Here is a 12,148-nt window from a genome sequence, read left to right on the forward strand (position 1 = left end):
GAGCCTTAAATGACCGACTATAAAGCCACGCTAAACCTTCCGGACACCGCCTTCCCAATGAAGGCCGGCCTGCCACAGCGCGAACCGCAGATCCTGCAGCGCTGGGACAGTATTGGCCTGTACGGAAAGTTGCGCGAGATTGGCAAGGATCGTCCGAAATTCGTCCTGCACGACGGCCCTCCTTATGCCAATGGCACGATTCACATCGGTCATGCGCTGAACAAGATTCTCAAGGACATGATCCTGCGCTCGAAAACCCTGTCGGGCTTCGACGCGCCGTATGTCCCGGGTTGGGACTGCCACGGCCTGCCGATCGAACACAAAGTCGAAGTGACCTACGGCAAGAACCTGGGCGCGGATAAAACCCGCGAACTGTGCCGTGCCTACGCCACCGAGCAGATCGAAGGGCAGAAGTCCGAATTCATCCGCCTGGGCGTGCTCGGCGAATGGGACAACCCGTACAAGACCATGAACTTCAAGAACGAGGCCGGTGAAATCCGCGCCTTGGCCGAGATCGTCAAGGGCGGTTTCGTGTTCAAGGGCCTCAAGCCCGTGAACTGGTGCTTCGACTGTGGGTCGGCCCTGGCCGAAGCGGAAGTCGAGTACGAAGACAAGAAGTCCTCGACCATCGACGTGGCCTTCCCGATCGCCGACGACGCCAAGCTGGCCGAGGCCTTCGGCCTGGCAAGCCTGGGCAAGCCGGCGGCCATCGTGATCTGGACCACCACCCCGTGGACCATCCCGGCCAACCAGGCGCTGAACGTGCACCCTGAGTTCACCTACGCCCTGGTGGATGTCGGTGATCGCCTGCTGGTCTTGGCCGAGGAAATGGTCGAGGCTTGCCTGGCCCGTTACGAGCTGCAAGGTTCGGTGATCGCGACCACTACCGGCTCCGCGCTGGAACTGATCAATTTCCGCCATCCGTTCTATGACCGCCTGTCGCCGGTGTACCTGGCTGACTACGTCGAACTGGGTTCGGGTACTGGCATTGTTCACTGTTCGCCGGCCTATGGCGTGGACGACTTCGTCATCTGCAAGAAGTACGGCCTGGTCAACGACGACATCATCAACCCCGTGCAAAGCAATGGCGTCTACGTGCCTTCGCTCGAGTTCTTCGGCGGCCAGTTCATCTTCAAGGCCGACCAGCCGATCATCGAAAAGCTGCGCGAAGTCGGTGCGCTGATGCAAACCGCCACCATCCAGCACAGCTACATGCACTGCTGGCGCCACAAGACGCCCCTGATCTACCGCGCCACCGCGCAGTGGTTCATCGGCATGGACAAAGAGCCTACCAGCGGCGACACCCTGCGTGTACGCTCGCTCAAAGCCATCGAAGACACTCAGTTCGTGCCGGCCTGGGGCCAGGCGCGCCTGCACTCGATGATCGCCAACCGCCCGGACTGGTGCATCTCCCGCCAGCGTAACTGGGGCGTGCCGATCCCGTTCTTCCTCAACAAGGAAAGCGGCGAACTGCACCCTCGTACCGTCGAACTGATGGAAGCCGTGGCCCAGCGCGTTGAACAGGAGGGCATCGAAGCCTGGTTCAAGCTGGACGCTGCCGAGCTGCTGGGCGATGAAGCGCCGCAGTACGACAAGATCAGCGACACCCTCGACGTGTGGTTTGACTCGGGCACCACTCATTGGCACGTGCTGCGCGGCTCGCACCCGATGGGTCACGAGACCGGCCCGCGTGCCGACCTGTACCTGGAAGGTTCGGACCAACACCGTGGCTGGTTCCACTCGTCGCTGCTGACCGGTTGCGCCATCGACAACCACGCGCCGTACCGCGAACTGCTGACCCACGGCTTCACCGTCGACGAGACGGGCCGCAAGATGTCCAAGTCGCTGAAGAACGTGATCGAGCCGAAAAAGATCAACGAGACCCTGGGCGCCGACATCATGCGTCTTTGGGTCGCGTCGACCGATTACTCGGGCGAAATCGCCGTGTCGGACCAGATCCTGCAGCGCAGTGCCGACGCCTACCGCCGAATCCGTAATACCGCACGCTTCCTGCTGTCGAACCTGACCGGTTTCAACCCGGCCACCGACCTGCTGGCCGCCGAGGACATGCTCGCCCTGGATCGCTGGGCCGTGGACCGTACCCTGCTGCTGCAGCGCGAGTTGCAGGAGCACTACGGCGAATACCGTTTCTGGAACGTCTACTCGAAGATCCACAACTTCTGCGTGCAGGAGCTGGGTGGTTTCTACCTCGACATCATCAAGGACCGCCAGTACACCACTGGCGCCAACAGCAAGGCACGCCGCTCGGCACAGACCGCGCTGTACCACATCTGCGAAGCGCTGGTACGCTGGATCGCTCCGATCCTGGCCTTCACTGCTGACGAACTGTGGGCATACCTGCCGGGCGAGCGTAACGAGTCCGTGATGCTCAACACCTGGTACGAAGGCCTGACCGAACTGCCGGCCGACTTCGAACTGGGTCGCGAGTACTGGGAAGGCGTGATGGCCGTGAAGGTTGCGGTGAACAAAGAGCTGGAAGTGCAACGTGCGGCCAAGGCCGTCGGTGGCAACCTCCAGGCCGAAGTCACCCTGTTTGCCGAGGAAGGCCTGACCGCCGACCTGGCCAAGCTGAGCAACGAGCTGCGCTTCGTACTGATCACCTCCACGGCGAGCCTGGCCCCATTTGCCCAGGCCCCGGCGGATGCGGTCGCCACCGAAGTACCGGGCCTCAAGCTCAAAGTGGTCAAGTCGGCCTTCCCGAAATGCGCCCGTTGCTGGCACTGCCGTGAAGACGTTGGCGTGAACCCTGAGCATCCGGAAATCTGTGGTCGTTGCGTCGACAACATCAGCGGTGAAGGCGAGGTTCGTCACTATGCCTAATTCAGCCAGTCGTTTCGGACGTCTGGGCTGGCTCGTCTTGAGTTTGCTGGTCCTGGTCATCGACCAGGTCAGCAAGGCTCATTTCGAAGGCTCCCTGGAAATGTTCCAGCAGATCGTGGTGATCCCGGATTACTTCAGCTGGACCCTGGCCTACAACACCGGCGCGGCGTTCAGCTTCCTCGCCGACGGTGGTGGCTGGCAGCGCTGGCTGTTTGCCGTGATCGCCGTCGTGGTCAGTGCGGTGCTGGTGGTGTGGCTCAAGCGTCTTGGCCGCGATGATACCTGGCTGGCTATCGCCTTGGCCCTGGTGTTGGGCGGCGCGCTGGGCAACCTGTACGACCGCATTGCCCTGGGCCATGTGATCGACTTCATCCTGGTGCATTGGCAGAACCGCCATTACTTCCCGGCGTTCAACTTTGCCGACAGCGCCATCACCGTCGGTGCAATCATGCTGGCGTTGGATATGTTCAAGAGCAAGAAAACCGGAGAGACCGTCAATGACTGATCAGGTATTGGCTGAGCAACGCATCGGCCAGAACACGGAAGTCACTTTGCATTTCGCATTGCGCCTGGAGAATGGCGACACGGTCGACAGCACGTTCGACAAGGCGCCGGCCACCTTCAAGGTCGGTGATGGCAACCTGCTGCCAGGTTTCGAGGCGGCTTTGTTCGGCTTCAAGGCTGGCGACAAGCGTACCCTGCAGATCCTGCCGGAAAACGCCTTTGGCCAACCCAACCCGCAAAACGTGCAGATTATCCCGCGGTCGCAGTTCCAGGACATGGACCTGTCGGAAGGCCTGCTGGTGATCTTCAACGATGCGGCAAATACCGAGCTGCCAGGTGTGGTGAAAACCTTCGATGACACGCAAGTGACCATCGACTTCAACCACCCGTTGGCCGGTAAAACCTTGACGTTCGACGTTGAAATCATCGACGTTAAAGCGATCTGACTGACAAAACCGGTTCCTGTGGGAGCTGGCGTGTGCGGGAACGGGCTTGCCTGCAATAGCGTCATCCCGGTGTACCTGATACACCGAGGTGTCTGCATCGCAGGCAAACCAGCCCCCACAAGATCCAATTTCTTGCCGAGCAAGACACGAGGCACAGCATGCAAATCAAACTCGCCAACCCCCGTGGCTTCTGCGCCGGTGTGGACCGGGCGATCGAAATCGTCAACCGCGCCCTGGAAGTCTTCGGGCCGCCGATTTATGTGCGCCATGAAGTCGTCCACAATAAATTCGTGGTCGAAGACCTGCGCGCACGCGGCGCCATCTTTGTCGAAGAGCTGGACCAGGTGCCGGACGACGTCATCGTCATCTTCAGCGCCCACGGTGTTTCCCAGGCGGTGCGTACCGAAGCGGCAGGCCGTGGCCTGAAAGTCTTCGACGCCACTTGCCCACTGGTCACCAAGGTGCATATCGAGGTCGCGCGCTACAGCCGTGACGGTCGCGAGTGCATCCTGATCGGCCATGCGGGTCACCCGGAAGTCGAAGGCACCATGGGTCAGTACGACGCCAGCAACGGCGGGGCCATTTACCTGGTGGAAGACGAAAAAGACGTCGCCAACCTGCAGGTGCACAATCCCGATCGCCTGGCATTCGTGACCCAGACCACCTTGTCCATGGACGACACCAGCCGCGTGATCGACGCGCTGCGTACGCGCTTCCCGGCCATCGGTGGGCCACGCAAGGACGACATCTGCTACGCCACCCAGAACCGGCAGGATGCGGTCAAGCAACTGGCCGACGAATGCGACGTTGTCCTGGTAGTCGGCAGCCCTAACAGCTCCAACTCCAACCGCCTGCGAGAGTTGGCTGAACGCATGGCAACACCGGCGTACCTGATCGATGGCGCCGAAGATATGCAGCGCAGTTGGTTCGATGGCGTTGAGCGTATCGGTATCACGGCAGGCGCTTCGGCCCCGGAAGTGCTGGTGCGCGGCGTTATCCAGCAGTTGCATGCCTGGGGCGCCACCGGTGCCGATGAGCTGGCGGGGCGTGAAGAGAACATCACTTTTTCCATGCCCAAGGAACTGCGGGTTCGCTCACTGCTGTGAGTGCCCGCGTGCCGGGCCGGCCCCGGCACAACGCCTGCTCGGCACTGTCGCTGCGCAGGCTGATGCGCCCGCTGGGTGCCAGTACGATCTGATGCAGGCTTTGCGCCTGGTCCGGGGCACACACATGCACAGTGCCCGCACGAAACCCTCCGCCTGCAAATATCGGCTCGCCCAACCCGCTGAAGCGAACCTGGCTCTTAAGTGGCCCATTGCCTACGATTGGAACCCGCCCACTGTCCTGGTGCTCCAGCAGCACCGGGTTGTCATCGTCCGGGTGGCCGCGTCCGCTTATGTCCACGATCACTCGCCAGCCCAGGCTCCAATCATCGCCCAATGCGTGGATCACCACCGCCCGGTTGCGTGCGATGGCCTCTGCGCGTGCGTAGCGCAGCCCTTGCGCCAGTGATTGAGCTGCACCCAGTCGCTGCTGTGAGCCCAGCAGGCTCGTGAAGCTGGGCACTGCCAGGCTGGCCAGGAGGCCGCTCACGATCAGCCCGAGCAACAGTTCGATCAGGGTAAAACCGCGTTGTTTCATGTGCCATCCCTCCGTGGATGTGGGTGCAGTCCTAGGTATAGCGCCAAGGCTGTCGCGCCGAATGGTGGCCTTTATGTCCAAAGTATTTCCCTTTGTTCCCGTCGCAGCACAGGCGAAAAACCGGCGCTAGTCTTGGGTCGCACAGCAGGTGTTGCCTGCTCTTTCTTGGACCTCGACACGGATGACGACGGTAATGCTTGCCTGCACGAACACCTGTTCGCCCTATACCCCGAACCGGCACCAAGCCGGCATGACGCTGATCGAGGTACTGGTCGCGACGCTGATTCTCGCCATTGGCCTGTTGGGCGCAGCGATGATCCAGCTGAATGCGCTCAAGTACACCGACAGTTCCAGGATGACCAGCCAGGCCAGTTTCATCGCCTATGACATGCTTGATCGGATTCGCGCCAATGCTGGCGCTGACTACGCCTGGGGCCAAGCCGAGCGTGCTGCGCCCAACCGCGCTACCGCCAACGTGCGCGACCTGGACCTGCACGATTTCGAAGCCAATATCCTCGGCTTTGCCGGGGAGAGCGCCACAGGCTCGGTGTCGATCAGTGGAGGCGAGGTGACGGTCAGCATCAGTTGGGATGACAGTCGAGGCGCCAACACGTCGGGCGCCCGGGAAACCTTCACCCTGACCAGCCGCATCGTTGATGAGCAGGAGGTGGCGCAGTGAAGTGTCATGCGCAAGGTTTCAGCCTGGTGGAGTTGCTGTTGGCCTTGGCCCTGGGGATTTTGCTGGTATTGGGGGGCAGCCAACTGGTGATCAACTCCAGAATCACCCACGCGAGCCAGCAGGCTGCCATGTTGCTGCAGGAGGATGCTCGGTTCGTGCTGGGCAAGATGATCCAGGATATCCGCCAGGCGGGCATGGTTGGCTGCCTAGCCACCGGCGCCATCGACAATGCGCCTCTGGCGTTTGATCGCCCTGTCAGCTGGAGTGTCGGGTCGGGTACACGCTCGCTGACGCTGGTGACCACGGATGTCGGCGAGGGCAGTGGCAAGCCGGACTGGACGGTATTGTCCGATTGCACGGGGACCGCCCAGGCCTATCCCGGAAACGCCCCGGCTCCCGCACCTGGGCAGATCCGTTTTGCCGTACGCCAACTCACCTACACCTTCGAAGCGGGTCAATTGAAGGTCAGCACGCCCGCATCGCCCGCCAAGGCGGTACTGGTAGATAACGTCAAGGCGTTCGATATCAGTTTTGGTGTGGCCGCCAACCCCGGGTCGTTAAACGTGGTGCGCTATGACGCTGCTCCGCTCGACACGTCGTTGATACGCAGCGTGCGTATCTTGATGACGCTGCAAGACCCCAGCGGCCGCGTAAAAAATCAAACCTACAGCGTCGTGGCAGCACTGCGCAATCGTCTGGGGTAACGCGTTCATGTCGCTTACTGGGGGGAGTCGTGTACAGCAGGCCGGCATGGTGTTGCTGATCAGCCTGGTGTTTTTGCTGCTGTTGTCGCTGATCGGGTTGTCATCGATGCAGGGCGCGGTCGCCCAGCAAAAGGTCGCCGCCAGCGTCTGGTTGCGTCAGCAGTCGCTGCAAAGTGCCGAGAGTGGCCTGAGGCGCGGGGAGGCGGCCGTACAGCGGTCATTTTCGACGCTGCCGTTATGTCGCTCGATTGTGGCGTGTGCACCGCCAGATGCAGCATTTTCGATACTCAGACCCGGAACAGACCCTGTTTCGGGCGTCACTTGGATGGCGCTCAAGAACGGTTTGTACGGCGTTCAATTCCTTGGGCCAGCGATAGGGCTGGCGCATTTACCGCCGCAAACCCCGGCCGCAGTGTATCGGGTGACGGCAGTCGGGCTGAGCGGTCCCTTGCGCACGGTGCTGGAGAGCATCTACGCGCGGGTAGAAGAGCAGGGCGATTCGCGTTTTCGGCGAGTGGCATGGCGGCAACTTCAATGAGGAGCAATGGAATGGGCACGGACAGCCAAGGCTTTACCCTGGTCGAGCTACTGATTGCCGTGGCCATAACCGCGGTTGTGGCCGGGATCGCATACCCTGGGTACACCGGCCACATTAAAAGGGCGTATCGCGCCGAGATCGTCGTGTTGTTGACCGACCAGGCTCAGCATCTGGAGCGCTTTTATGCGAGGAACGGCACTTTTATTGATGCAAGCGACGTCAGTGCGGGCAATGATCGCTATAGAATCACCGCTGCATTGAACCCTCAGGATTTCCAACTGGTGGCTACGCCCGTCGTCGGCTCGGTGATGACCGGCGACCCTTGCGGCGACTTCAGCCTGACCAGCACCGGTAAGCGAACCAACCCGGGCGCGGCACCTGACATGTCGCGCAAGCTGTGCTGGGGGCAATGATGAAGGTGCTGGATGACTGGGCGCGGGGTGCGCTTGTTCCTATTTATCGGCTGGATCAAATGATGGCAGAGCAACAGCAGGTAGTGATTGTCGGTGGCGGAGTCATCGGTTTGTTGACGGCGTTCAACCTGGCGTCCCAAGGGCAGGCGGTGGTGCTGTTGGAGCGCGCGGGGGTAGGGCAGGAATCCTCTTGGGCGGGCGGCGGCATTGTCTCGCCGCTGTATCCATGGCGCTACAGCCCGGCGGTCACGGCGCTGGCCCATTGGTCCCAGGATTTTTATCCACAGCTGGCGGAGTGCTTGTTTGCGGCGACGGGGGTTGACCCCGAGGTGCACACCACCGGTTTGTACTGGCTGGACCTGGATGACGAAGCCGAAGCCCTGGCCTGGGCTGCGCGTGAAGGTCGCCCATTGAGCAAAGTCGACGTGTCGGCCGCCCATGACGCCGTTCCGGTGCTGGGTGGCGGTTATTCCCAGGCGATCTACATGGCCAACGTCGCCAATGTGCGCAACCCACGCCTGGTCAAATCCCTCAAGGCTGCGTTGTTGGCGTTGCCCGGCGTGACCGTTCATGAGCAATGCCAAGTGACGGGGTTTGTCCAGAACGCCGGCAATGTGGAGGGCGTGGACACCGCTAATGGGCCGATCTTCGGCGATCACGTCGTACTTGCGGCGGGGGCCTGGAGCGGCGAGTTGCTCGCTACGTTAGGCTTGTCGCTACCGGTGGAGCCGGTCAAGGGCCAGATGATTCTGTACAAGTGCGCTTCAGACTTCCTGTCGAGCATGGTCCTGGCCAAGGGGCGCTATGCGATTCCTCGGCGTGACGGACACATCCTGATCGGCAGTACCCTGGAGCATGAAGGCTTCGACAAGACCCCGACCGAAACGGCGCTGGAAAGCCTCAAGGCGTCGGCGGTGGAGTTGATTCCTGCCTTGGCGGACGCCGAGGTGGTCGGGCATTGGGCCGGGTTGCGTCCCGGCTCGCCAGAGGGCATTCCCTACATCGGCCAGGTGCCGGGCTTCAAAGGGTTGTGGCTCAACTGCGGGCATTACCGCAACGGCCTGGTGCTCGCGCCGGCATCCTGCCAGCTGTTTGCCGACTTGCTGCTGGCGCGTGCGCCGATCATTGACCCGACGCCTTATGCGCCTGAAGGTCGGATCAGCGCTGGATAGACTTCGGCCCTTGTTCCAGGTGCGCCTGGGTGCAATACCACTCTTGACGGGAGCTCAAGGCGCGATCCTGCGGCAGATGCACGCCGCAGTGAGCGCAGCGCACCATCAGGGCTGCACCGGGCTCGTTGGCGCGTTGCTGTTTGGCGGCCGGGCTTTTGAATTTACGCCAGAACCATACCGCGGCGGCAATGACGGCAATCCAGAACAGTAGACGAAGCATGATGGGCAGATTCTCGACGAGTAATGCGCCAGTTTAGCCAAGGACGTGCCAGGCGCACAGCGCAATAATACCGCCCACAAAAAAGGAGCCTCGAAAGGCTCCTTCTTGATGGCGCGGGGTGCAATCAGTCGAACACGCCGAACGTCATGTAGCTGAACCACGAGCGGTCCTGGTTGTTACCCAGGGCTTGCGGCTCTTCCTCTTCGATCACGTCGCCGTTCTCGTCGTGGGGCTTGAGCTCCGAAGGAATGGCTTCCTTGGCGTCCTGGTACTGCTTGATCACGTCCTGGTTGGCGCGGGTTTCGCCCGGCGGCAGCGGTGGACGGGACTCGATCAGGCCCAGGGTGTACTTGCTCAGCCACGAGCGGTTGTCCGCTTCGGCTACTTGAGGCACGAACTGGCCGTCTTGCAGGCTTGGATGGTCAGGGTAGTTGAGCTTGAGGGTTTCCAGGCTGGTGCTGGCCAGCTCGTCCAGGTGCAGGCGCTGGTAAGCCTCGGTCATCACGGCCAGGCCGTCACCCACGGATGGGGTTTCCTGGAAGTTTTCCACCACATAACGACCACGGTTGGCGGCCGCTACATAGGCCTGGCGGGTCAGGTAGTAGTGGGCGACGTGGATCTCATAGGAGGCCAGCAGGTTGCGCAGGTAGATCATGCGCTGCTTGGCGTCCGGCGCGTAGCGGCTGTTGGGGAAGCGGCTGGTCAGCTGGGCGAACTCGTTGTAGGAGTCGCGCGCAGCGCCCGGGTCACGCTTGGTCATGTCCAGCGGCAGGAAGCGCGCCAACAGGCCGACGTCCTGGTCGAACGAGGTCAGGCCCTTCATGTAGTAGGCGTAGTCGACGTTCGGGTGCTGCGGATGCAGGCGGATGAAACGCTCGGCGGCGGACTTGGCTGCTTCCGGCTCGGCGTTCTTGTAGTTGGCGTAGATCAGCTCGAGCTGGGCCTGGTCGGCATAGCGCCCGAACGGATAGCGTGACTCCAGTGCCTTCAGCTTCGCTGTGGCGCTGGTGTAGCTATTATTGTCCAGGTCTTTCTGAGCCAGTTGGTACAACTCGACTTCGCTCAGGTTTTCGTCGACGACTTCCTTTGTTGACGAGCAAGCAGCAGTCATGGCGAGGATGGCGATCAGCAGCAGGTGTTTCACTTGCATGGCGGCTTGCGTCCCTATGACGGCCGCTGTCTTGGGCGGGGCCGTCCTGTTATGATGAGCGCCCCGTTGAAAGCCTCGGGGCAAAAGACGCCGTATTTAACCACAAGCGCGCAGCCGAAACCAAAGGCTGTGCCACGCCTAGTCTGAGCATGTCCGATAAAATTGAACTTCGCGCAGAGGTGCCGTCCGAATTGGGCGGCCAACGCCTCGATCAAGTCGCCGCACAATTATTCGCTGAGCACTCGCGCTCGCGCCTTTCCGCCTGGATCAAAGACGGCCGCCTGACTGTGGATGGAGCGGTTATCCGCCCGCGAGACATAGTGCATGGCGGTGCGATTCTTGAGCTGACTGCCGAGCAGGAAGCCCAGGGAGAATGGGTCGCCCAGGACATCGAGCTGGATATCGTCTATGAAGACGACGACATCCTGGTCATCAACAAACCCGCAGGCCTGGTGGTTCACCCGGCAGCCGGGCACGCTGATGGCACCTTGCTCAATGCCCTGTTGCACCACGTGCCGGACATCATCAATGTCCCGCGCTGCGGCATCGTGCACCGCCTGGACAAGGACACCACCGGCTTGATGGTGGTGGCCAAGACCATTCAGGCACAGACGCAGCTGGTCACACAATTGCAAAGCCGCAGTGTCAGCCGCATCTACGAGTGCATCGTGATCGGCGTGGTCGTGGCAGGTGGCAAGATCAATGCACCGATCGGTCGTCACGGCCAGCAGCGCCAGCGCATGGCGGTGATGGAAGGCGGCAAGCAGGCCGTCAGCCACTACCGTGTGCTCGAGCGTTTCCGTTCCCACACCCACGTGCGGGTCAAGCTGGAAACCGGGCGTACCCACCAGATTCGCGTGCACATGGCGCACATCAACTTCCCGTTGGTCGGTGATCCAGCCTACGGCGGTCGCTTCCGTATTCCGCCGGCGGCCAGTGCAACCATGGTTGATTCGCTGAAAAACTTCCCGCGCCAGGCACTGCATGCACGCTTCCTGGAGCTGGACCATCCGACGAGCGGTAAGCGGATGAGCTGGGAATCGCCTCTGCCAGACGATCTGGTCTGGTTGTTGTCGCTGCTCAAGCAGGATCGCGAGGCGTTTGTCGGGTGAATGACTGGCTGCTGCCTGACTGGCCCGCGCCGGCTCAGGTAAAGGCCTGCGTCACCACCCGTGCGGGCGGTGTCAGCCTGGCGCCGTTCGACAGCCTCAACCTGGGCGATCACGTCGAGGATAGCCTTGAGGCCGTCCTTGAAAACCGCCGTCGTCTTACGGATGCCTTTGATATCCAGCCTGCCTGGCTGCGCCAGGTGCATGGCGTGAAGGTGGTCGAAGCCGACCCTGCTCGTACCGTCGAAGCCGATGGTAGCTGGACCAGTACCCCTGGCGTCGCCTGCACCTCCATGACAGCCGATTGCCTGCCGGCACTGTTCTGCAACCGCGCGGGCACTCGCGTGGCGGCGGCTCACGCCGGTTGGCGTGGCCTGGCGGCAGGCGTGCTGGAGGCCGCTTTCGAAAGCCTCGATGCCGCGCCTGACCAGGTGCTGGTCTGGCTCGGCCCTGCGATCGGGCCGCAAGCCTTTGAAGTCGGCCCGGAAGTGCGTGAAGCCTTCATGCAGCAACTGCCGAGCACTGCCAATGCCTTTGTGCCCAGCCGCAACCCGGGCAAGTTCATGGCCGACATCTATAAGCTGGCTCGTCTTCGCCTCGCTGCGCGTGGCGTCACGGCTGTCTATGGCGGTGGGTTCTGCACGGTGACCGACCCGCGCTTCTTTTCCTACCGGCGCAGCCCCCGCACCGGGCGTTTTGCCTCCCTTATCTGGCTTGACCGCTAGACTCAG

Annotated in this window: 14 protein-coding genes; 11 read left to right on the plus strand and 3 right to left on the minus strand. The window is 61.7% G+C overall.

From position 1 onward, the window contains the following. Positions 1–9: 9 nt before the first annotated feature. The 4 genes from ileS (at position 10) to ispH (ending at position 4,897) form a co-directional block, all read left to right on the plus strand. Positions 10–2,841 carry an isoleucine--tRNA ligase gene (gene ileS / locus ATH90_RS04075; protein WP_034102061.1) on the plus strand — a complete coding sequence of 944 codons (2,832 nt, stop codon included), beginning with the start codon at positions 10–12 and terminating at the stop codon, positions 2,839–2,841. Then, the gene (gene lspA, locus ATH90_RS04080; protein ID WP_034102063.1) at positions 2,834–3,346 is read left to right on the plus strand and encodes a signal peptidase II; all 513 of its coding nucleotides are present in this window, start codon (positions 2,834–2,836) and stop codon (positions 3,344–3,346) included. The genes ileS and lspA overlap by 8 nt, the downstream gene beginning before the upstream one ends. A 7-nt stretch (positions 3,347–3,353) precedes the next feature. After that, positions 3,354–3,791: an FKBP-type peptidyl-prolyl cis-trans isomerase gene (fkpB, locus tag ATH90_RS04085; protein WP_174555872.1), complete on the plus strand. Its 438-nt coding sequence runs from the start codon at positions 3,354–3,356 to the stop codon at positions 3,789–3,791. Between the two features lie 158 nt (positions 3,792–3,949). Continuing rightward, positions 3,950–4,897, plus strand: coding sequence for a 4-hydroxy-3-methylbut-2-enyl diphosphate reductase (gene ispH, locus ATH90_RS04090; RefSeq protein ID WP_034102065.1), 948 nt, complete (start codon positions 3,950–3,952; stop codon positions 4,895–4,897). On the opposite strand, the gene ATH90_RS04095 is transcribed toward ispH, so the two are convergent. Continuing rightward, a complete protein-coding gene (locus ATH90_RS04095) occupies positions 4,851–5,432 on the minus strand; it encodes a GspH/FimT family pseudopilin (RefSeq protein WP_098465758.1) in 582 nt (193 codons plus the stop codon). The genes ispH and ATH90_RS04095 overlap by 47 nt on opposite strands. A 193-nt stretch (positions 5,433–5,625) precedes the next feature. On the opposite strand from ATH90_RS04095, the gene pilV reads away from it, so the two are divergent. The 5 genes from pilV to thiO all read left to right on the plus strand — a co-directional run bounded on the left by pilV (position 5,626) and on the right by thiO (position 8,938). Next, positions 5,626–6,111 carry a type IV pilus modification protein PilV gene (gene pilV / locus ATH90_RS04100; RefSeq protein WP_098465759.1) on the plus strand — a complete coding sequence of 162 codons (486 nt, stop codon included), beginning with the start codon at positions 5,626–5,628 and terminating at the stop codon, positions 6,109–6,111. Continuing rightward, on the plus strand, positions 6,108–6,815 hold the full coding sequence (locus ATH90_RS04105; RefSeq protein WP_069021690.1) for a prepilin-type N-terminal cleavage/methylation domain-containing protein: 708 nt from the start codon (positions 6,108–6,110) through the stop codon (positions 6,813–6,815). Before pilV ends, ATH90_RS04105 begins: the two co-directional genes overlap by 4 nt. Positions 6,816–6,822: 7 nt before the next feature. Next, complete coding sequence (locus ATH90_RS04110; protein ID WP_098465760.1) at positions 6,823–7,353, plus strand: PilX N-terminal domain-containing pilus assembly protein; 531 nt, start codon at positions 6,823–6,825, stop codon at positions 7,351–7,353. Between the two features lie 11 nt (positions 7,354–7,364). Further along, the gene (locus ATH90_RS04115) at positions 7,365–7,766 is read left to right on the plus strand and encodes a type IV pilin protein (protein ID WP_034102073.1); all 402 of its coding nucleotides are present in this window, start codon (positions 7,365–7,367) and stop codon (positions 7,764–7,766) included. A gap of 62 nt (positions 7,767–7,828) precedes the next feature. Continuing rightward, positions 7,829–8,938: a glycine oxidase ThiO gene (gene thiO, locus ATH90_RS04120; protein ID WP_098467643.1), complete on the plus strand. Its 1,110-nt coding sequence runs from the start codon at positions 7,829–7,831 to the stop codon at positions 8,936–8,938. Here thiO and ATH90_RS04125 read toward each other — a convergent pair. Then, positions 8,925–9,158 (minus strand): PP0621 family protein, encoded by a 234-nt coding sequence (locus ATH90_RS04125; RefSeq protein ID WP_034102076.1) that lies wholly within the window; start codon positions 9,156–9,158, stop codon positions 8,925–8,927. The two genes, thiO and ATH90_RS04125, sit on opposite strands and share 14 nt — an antisense overlap. A 124-nt stretch (positions 9,159–9,282) precedes the next feature. After that, entirely contained in the window at positions 9,283–10,308 is a 1,026-nt protein-coding gene (locus ATH90_RS04130; protein ID WP_034102078.1) for an outer membrane protein assembly factor BamD, read from the minus strand. Between the two features lie 149 nt (positions 10,309–10,457). Between ATH90_RS04130 and rluD the strand changes: the two genes are divergently transcribed. After that, positions 10,458–11,420 carry a 23S rRNA pseudouridine(1911/1915/1917) synthase RluD gene (gene rluD, locus ATH90_RS04135; RefSeq protein ID WP_034102080.1) on the plus strand — a complete coding sequence of 321 codons (963 nt, stop codon included), beginning with the start codon at positions 10,458–10,460 and terminating at the stop codon, positions 11,418–11,420. Further along, positions 11,417–12,142 carry a peptidoglycan editing factor PgeF gene (gene pgeF / locus ATH90_RS04140; protein WP_098465761.1) on the plus strand — a complete coding sequence of 242 codons (726 nt, stop codon included), beginning with the start codon at positions 11,417–11,419 and terminating at the stop codon, positions 12,140–12,142. Before rluD ends, pgeF begins: the two co-directional genes overlap by 4 nt. Positions 12,143–12,148: the final 6 nt, after the last annotated feature.

Origin of the sequence: Pseudomonas lurida (assembly GCF_002563895.1) — a bacterium.
Taxonomy (GTDB): Bacteria; Pseudomonadota; Gammaproteobacteria; order Pseudomonadales; family Pseudomonadaceae; genus Aquipseudomonas; species Aquipseudomonas lurida.